Below are 7,041 nucleotides of genomic sequence, written 5' to 3' on the forward strand. Positions count from 1 at the left end.
ACAGTATATGTTCCAGAACTTAATTGTTTTGAACTGAGATCATATGTCCTTGAATAAGCAGAACTGGTACTGTAATACTCTTGAGAAATCTTTTGATTACCATTTGAATCATAAACCCTCAAATAATAATCATATTTATAATAATACTTAGAAGCAGGAGAAATACTCATAGAAATAGATCCACCGGACCCATAATGAACAGTAGTATCATAAACAACCACATTATAATCAGAATAGGATGGACAAGAAGATTTAACAGTTAATGTAGCAGTGTCCATCACCTTACTGTCAGCATAATTTACAATCTTAACAGTATATGTTCCAGAACTTAATTGTTTTGAACTGAGATCATATGTCCTTGAATAAGCAGAACTGGTACTGTAATACTCTTGAGAAATCTTTTGATTACCATTTGAATCATAAACCTTCAAATGATAATAATACTTATAATTACTCTTAGATGAAGGAGAAATACTCATAGAAATAGACCCGCCAGAACCATAATAAACAGTAGTATCATAAACAGACACACTATAATCAGAATAGGACGGATAATAAGAAGATTTAACAGTTAATGTAGCAGTGTCCATCACTTTACTGTCAGCATAATTTACAATCTTAACAGTATATGTACCCGGACTATATGTTCCAGAGTTAAAAGTATAGCTTATAGAACTTGTTGAATAACTGCTATAATAATTATAGTTGTATTTTTGATTTCCATTTGAATCGTAAATTCTTAAATAAAAATTATATTTGTAATAATTGCTATAAGTACATGGATTAATGTTTATTTTAATGGTTCCGCTGTTTGCATAATTGACAGTAGTATCATAAACAGACACACTGTAATATGAAGAATATGGTGATGATACTGATAAAATATTTTCCCCATTATCCCGAGAAAGATTATTCTGTGATTCAGCGATTCCCAAAATCTCATGATTATCTACACTATTTTCTTTATCGTTTTTCAAATCATTTACATCTACAACATTTTCATTATCCAAAGCAATAACTTCAGTTGCATCCTCTATGTCAACAACATCCGTAGCATTTTCAGCTGCACTTACTTGTGCAATTGCAAGAACACTCACAAACAATATTGCCAACATTATAATCTTTTTATTAAGCAAAGCTTTTTCCTCCAAAATTTTTCTGTTGGTATAACAATTTCCTTAATTGTATTATATTTATACACAATATTGTATTAATTTGTTATGGTCATGTAAATTTTAATTTTAAAGGCAAATATTCACCAACCAATGAAAAAAAGATTTGTTGCAGTTGAAGTTTCACCCACCTTAAAAAAGTATTATTTCATTCCATGTACTGAAACATAATTCCAAATGTCAATACCAAAATGATGATTTTACGTGATTCATCATAGTCTTTACTAAAAAAAGCAAACTTCCCCATCTGAAAGTAGAAATATGTTCCTACTTAATATAGGAGTTCAAACAAATAATATATGTGTCAAAATTGATAATAAATTTAACAGTATAGGAGATGTATCAAATGAACAACAAACATATGATTATAATAGGATTAATCATAATAATTGTTATTTTATGCATTGGAATTGCATATACCATGTTTGGACAACAAACAGAATACATTACACTTAACATTGTTGAAAACGGAACAACCATGGAAATACCAAAGGACATGAAAGTCAAATCCATCAATAACGACAGCGGAATAGTGGTTCTTGAAAATGAAAATACCATTGTCATAACATTCAACACAATCAACAAAAGCATTCCACAAATAATGGGATTTGCAAACATCAAAACACCAATCTTTGGAAATGAATATTTCGGAAATGTTTCCATAAACGACCCAACCGTAGCAGGTTGCAGTTTAAAGGGAGAATGCAATGCAGTATACATAGGAAACAACCAGACCCACGACAACATAATTGTGATAAGCAAAAACAAAAACATCGTTGATCATATCATCAACAGCATCAAATGGAAAATCACAGAAGAGCCAAAAAAAGAAGTTGCATCCAGTGTTGAAAGCAGTCCTTCAGCCTATGCATACAAGGCAGATGGAACACCAATGTACAGTCAAAAGGAAGTAGACGACTACATGCTGAACAAATATGGTATGGTGAACTACCATGTCGGAGACAATGGATACATTGACATGGACGAACCAGGATACGATGATGCGGGACACAAGATAAACCGCAGCAAATAAAGTAAAAGATTTAAATTGGATATTGCTTCAGACAATATCCATTTTATCTAATTAATGCAAATACCATGACTTCTACAAGTCATGGATGAATTGCACAAATAAAAGGATATAACTTTTCAAAAACTAGACAGATATGAACTATAATTGAGAAAAATCAAAAAAAAATCTTCGAAAGAACAATCAAAATAAATACAAACAAATTATAGTAAAATTATCTTTAAGTAAACTATTTTTATATAAACCTATGAAAAATATAACATAATTATGAATTTAAAGAATTATTTTTAGAGAATATGGGTGATATTATGAAAAACATCATAGTTGTTGAATGTATATCCACTGGAAAAAATTTTATAGAAGACATCATTAACAGAGGCTATAATCCCATCGTATTACATTTAAAAAATTCAAACACTGAGAGCGGGAAAAAATTTGGAGAACATGTCCTAGAAGAATATAAACAGATCCCCTATGAATTTGACATGATTTATGAAAAGGACACCTTCGAAAAAACCCTTGAGGAAGTAAAAAAGTTCAATCCTATTTTAATCGTTCCGGGAAATGAACGGGGCGTCGTTTTGGCTACCCGTTTATCTAATGAATTAGGTCTTTTAAGCAATTCAATTGAAAATCTTGATGCAATGACTTTAAAAAATGAAATGCACAATAGATTAGCTCAAAGAGGACTACGATACATAAAAGGAAAGGTTATAAATAGTTTGGATGATGCATTGGAGTTTTATGACAGTGAAAACCTAAAAGAAGTTGTTATAAAGCCCACATACAGTGCAGGTTCAGCAAGCGTGCGTATATGTCTCAATCGGGACGAAATGATTGAGTCAATTAATCAGATATTTGATGATGTCAACTATTATGGTGATGAAATCAATGAGATTCTAATACAAGAGAGGATAAATGGTATTGAATACATTGTCAATACGGTAACCCATGAAGGCATTCATCGGGTGACCCTAGTCTGGAAATACAATAAGGTCAGAACATCAGAGGGAGCTATCGTTTACGATTCCTGTGAAACCGTGAACGAATTGAGCCTTGGTGAAGCGGAAATGGTTGAGTATGCTTACAAAGTTGCCGATGCATTGGAAATTCAATACGGACCTGTCCATGGTGAATACATGATTGATGAAAACGGTCCGGTTTTAATTGAGGTAAATTGTCGCCCATGTGGTGGAAGCATGCCTGCCGAGTTTTTAGACAGGATTTCCGGTCAGCATGAAACAGACAGCATTCTGGATTCATATTTAAAACCGAAATCGTTCTATGGTGAACTAAATAAAAAATATAGTTTATATGCCCACGGTACGTTAAAATTCTTCATTACTCCAAAAAATATAATTGCCCGCTCATCACCGATAGTAAATATTAATACTAAATTAAAAGCCTTTCACGACAGCAGTTTAGTTAATTCAACTTATCATGACATGCTTTTCAAAAAAACTGAAGATTTGAATACCGCTGCAGGCTATGTATTTTTAGTTAATGAAAATAAAGCTAATGTGGACCATGATTTAAACTTTTTAAGAGATCTTGAGCGTAATGTATTTTCATTAATTCTAAGTGATGATGTTACATATTCCCAATTAAAAGAGGATAAGGAATATCTATCTGAAATTGTCCCCATGATTAAAAAAATTGAAAGACACGGCACCGGGCTTTTTGTAACCGACCAGTTTGGTGATGATATTGACATATTCCAGATTGAATATAGTAAACTCAGTGAGGTAAAAGGCAATTTTGATTATGTTGTTGTGAATTTAAATAAAAGTTTAGTGAATAAGAATGAAGCAGATAAGGTAAACATTATTTTTGAAGCCATTTTAAAAGTTAAAAGGGGAGGACTTGTTTTTATTCCGAAAAATACTTATCAATTAATGTTAAGTGGTCGAAAAGGTATCGAAGCATTAGTGAAAGTTTTAGACTATAAGATAGAACTTCCTCCGCATTATATTCAGGAGGTTATAATCGCTTCAAGATAAACATGATTTATCATCGCAACATATATGATTGCAATTAACTTGCCAAAAATCATTTTCTATCAAAATACAATAATAACATGTAGTGACTAAAATGCCGTATAAAAGAAGATACTCCCTGTTGAATTCCAAGTTTAAAGAACTGTTCTTTCCAACATTGCTTGCCGCAATAGCAGGCAATTTTGCAATTCTCGCTGATGCATTCATAATCAGCGCACTGTTGGGTCCGATGAACCTGTCAGTCATTCAAAGTATAGAACCCTTAGCCCAATTCATCAACATGATTTATTGGCTGATAGGATTTGGAGGCACCCTACTTTCCACAAGTGAAAAAGCAAACTTCAACGATGAAACGGCCAATTACATATTCACCGTTTCACTTATCAGCATTACAGTAATATCCCTACTAATTATGGTAGTGGGATTATTGTTTCCAGATAGCTTCCTTGAGATATTATGCAATTCAAGCCAGTTAAGACCATTGGTTTATGAATATTTAAAATATTATCTTTTGACAATACCGTTCATGTGTTATTTTATCGTTTTGGCATACTTCATTAAAACAGATAACTTTGTTCAATTACAATTTAGGGGATTTCTTATAGCAAACATCTTGAATGTAGTATTTGACGTGATTTTAATAGAATACTTTAACATGGGAATTGCCGGTGCGGCATTGGGTATGGCATTGGGATATATCATAGCAGCAATATACACATCCACTTACTTTTTCAAGCCTAAACGTACGCTAAAAATAATCAAAATTGAGTTTGGCAAATCAATGAAATGGATAGCGAAGATATGCAAAACAGGGTTTTCATCATCATCAATAGCATTGTACCAATCAATTAAACTGGTCATTATCAATTCAATAATCCTTGGAGTCATGGCAAATGTGGGATTGGTCGCATACAACATGTGCTGCAACACATCATTATTAGTGAGCATATTCATATTCGGTACTGCCCAGTCAATTTTACCTATCGTATCTGTCTATTACCAGGAAAATGATTACAACGGTGTAGAGTATGTTGCAAGAAAATCACTGAAGATAGTAACTGCCTTCGGAATATTTTTCACAGTACTGTTTACCTTATTCCCACAGACAATTTTATGTGTATTCTCTGTAAACGACCCGTCACACATTCCTTCCGTGATGAATGCTGTTAGAATATTCTCATTCTGCCTGTTGGCATTTTCAATAAACTTTTTGTATATGTTCTATCTTCAATCAATACAGAACATAAAATTGTCAAACGTTGTCACACTGTTAAACGGACTGATATTCCCAGTGACATTCGTATTCGTATTTTCAATCATCTGGAATGAAAATGGAATTTGGTTTGCCTTTGTGGCATCAGAAATGGCAACACTCCTCTTTATTTATCTATACTCCAAGTACCTGACTAAAAAGACCAACGGAGAATACTCAGGATTCTTCTTAAAAAAAGATCATGACAAAAACGAAAAGATGCTGGAGTATACCATTCATGCAAACAAAAACGATACAATATATCTGTCCAAACAGGTTCAGGAATTTTTGCCCGATGAAAAAGTATCCAAATTAGTTAGCTCAGCAATAAGAGAACTGATCAGTTATATTCTAGACATAAACGATGAATTGGACTGGATTGATGTGATTGTAAGGGACAATGAAGAGTCTACAATTATTTCTATAAAACATTCCGGAATCGGATATAATCCAAAAGAAGACAAAAATTTAAAATCAGACCATATTGATAGATTGCTTAGCATTTCAGACAATATTGAGTATTCCCAAATATTAGGTTTGAACAATACCGTCATTACTATTAAAAAGTAATTTTTTAAATACATAATCAATTGAATGAAAGCGGATGACTGCTCATCCACCATTATTATTTTTTTAATCCAAATCATTGAGAACAGTTCCTTTGGTTTCAGGAAATACCCAAATCCAAATACCCACAAGCATGGCGAATAACGCTGCAATAGCAATGCCATAACTCAAATCAAAGTATGCTGCAACTGTGGTTATGATTACAGGAGTTATGAATTGTGCTCCTCGTGCAAGGTTGAATACTGTTCCAACAGCAGTATTTCTGATTTTTGTCGGGAACAGTTCCGAGAACAATGATCCGAATCCTCCAAAGAATCCTGTTCCAAAACCTGTTAGGAACATGAATACATAAAGCAAATCATGAACATGTTCTATTTGATTCCAGAAAAGTGTTATCATCGATATTCCCAATGCCATTATGAAGCTGTATATTGTAAATGCAGGACGCCTTCCAAGCTTTTCAGCTACAAAACCGAAAGTGGTATAACCTGTAAAATCACCACATTGGATTAATATAACTCCAAATGTTGTGCTAAGCAATGCCAAACCTCTTTCCTGTTCAAGATAAGTCGGCAACCATGAATAAGTGTACCAATATGCAGACATTCCGAATATGCACAATACCAATGATATCAAAAATATTCTTCTGTGTTCACGGCTAATTAATTCCTTGAATTCCTTTAGAATGCTCCTGTTAACATATTTATCCTTGTTTTGAATCCATACGTCGGATTCTTCAAGATATTTTCTTATGAAAATTATAGTAATTGCCGGAATGATTGAAACTAGAAAAGTCATTCTCCAACCTATGATTGGAGTCACCAATCCTCCAACCATTGAAGCTAAAATAACTCCAACCGGTGCACCTGATTGCATGAATGCACCAAATTTGGCTCTTAATTTGTCAGGAAATGTTTCATTGATGTATGTCTGGACCGTAGCCCATTCTCCACCAACACCCAATCCTGTGATGAATCTGAATATTAAAAGAGAATAGAAGTCCCATGTAAATGCACACAATAG

At 33.2% G+C, this 7,041-nt stretch carries 5 protein-coding genes; 3 read left to right on the forward strand and 2 right to left on the reverse strand.

Features of this window, described 5'->3' with window-relative positions:
* Nucleotides 1-1,136 (reverse strand): hypothetical protein (locus tag UIB65_RS08680; RefSeq protein ID WP_330040976.1); only part of this gene is annotated, 1,136 nt, incomplete at its 3' end.
* A gap of 382 nt (nt 1,137-1,518) precedes the next feature.
* Here UIB65_RS08680 and UIB65_RS08685 point away from each other — a divergent pair.
* The 3 genes from UIB65_RS08685 (at nt 1,519) to UIB65_RS08695 (ending at nt 6,021) form a co-directional block, all read left to right on the forward strand.
* Nucleotides 1,519-2,205 carry a hypothetical protein gene (locus UIB65_RS08685; protein ID WP_330040977.1) on the forward strand — a complete coding sequence of 229 codons (687 nt, stop codon included), beginning with the start codon at nt 1,519-1,521 and terminating at the stop codon, nt 2,203-2,205.
* A 305-nt stretch (nt 2,206-2,510) separates the two neighbouring features.
* The gene (locus UIB65_RS08690; protein ID WP_330040978.1) at nt 2,511-4,202 is read left to right on the forward strand and encodes an ATP-grasp domain-containing protein; all 1,692 of its coding nucleotides are present in this window, start codon (nt 2,511-2,513) and stop codon (nt 4,200-4,202) included.
* Nucleotides 4,203-4,293: 91 nt separating this feature from the next.
* A complete protein-coding gene (locus tag UIB65_RS08695) occupies nt 4,294-6,021 on the forward strand; it encodes an MATE family efflux transporter (RefSeq protein ID WP_330040979.1) in 1,728 nt (575 codons plus the stop codon).
* Between the two features lie 63 nt (nt 6,022-6,084).
* Here UIB65_RS08695 and UIB65_RS08700 read toward each other — a convergent pair.
* The coding region (locus UIB65_RS08700; RefSeq protein WP_330040981.1) for an MFS transporter at nt 6,085-7,041 on the reverse strand (957 nt) is incomplete at its 5' end.

The organism is Methanobrevibacter sp. (assembly GCF_036307625.1).
Taxonomy (GTDB): Archaea; Methanobacteriota; Methanobacteria; order Methanobacteriales; family Methanobacteriaceae; genus Methanocatella.

What these genes read in the sequence shown, in the direction of transcription:
- UIB65_RS08690 (WP_330040978.1), top strand. Translation starts at nt 2,511, where the DNA reads ATGAAAAACATCATAGTTGTTGAATGTATATCCACTGGAAAAAATTTT.
- UIB65_RS08695 (WP_330040979.1), top strand. Translation starts at nt 4,294, where the DNA reads ATGCCGTATAAAAGAAGATACTCCCTGTTGAATTCCAAGTTTAAAGAA.
- UIB65_RS08685 (WP_330040977.1), top strand. Translation starts at nt 1,519, where the DNA reads ATGAACAACAAACATATGATTATAATAGGATTAATCATAATAATTGTT.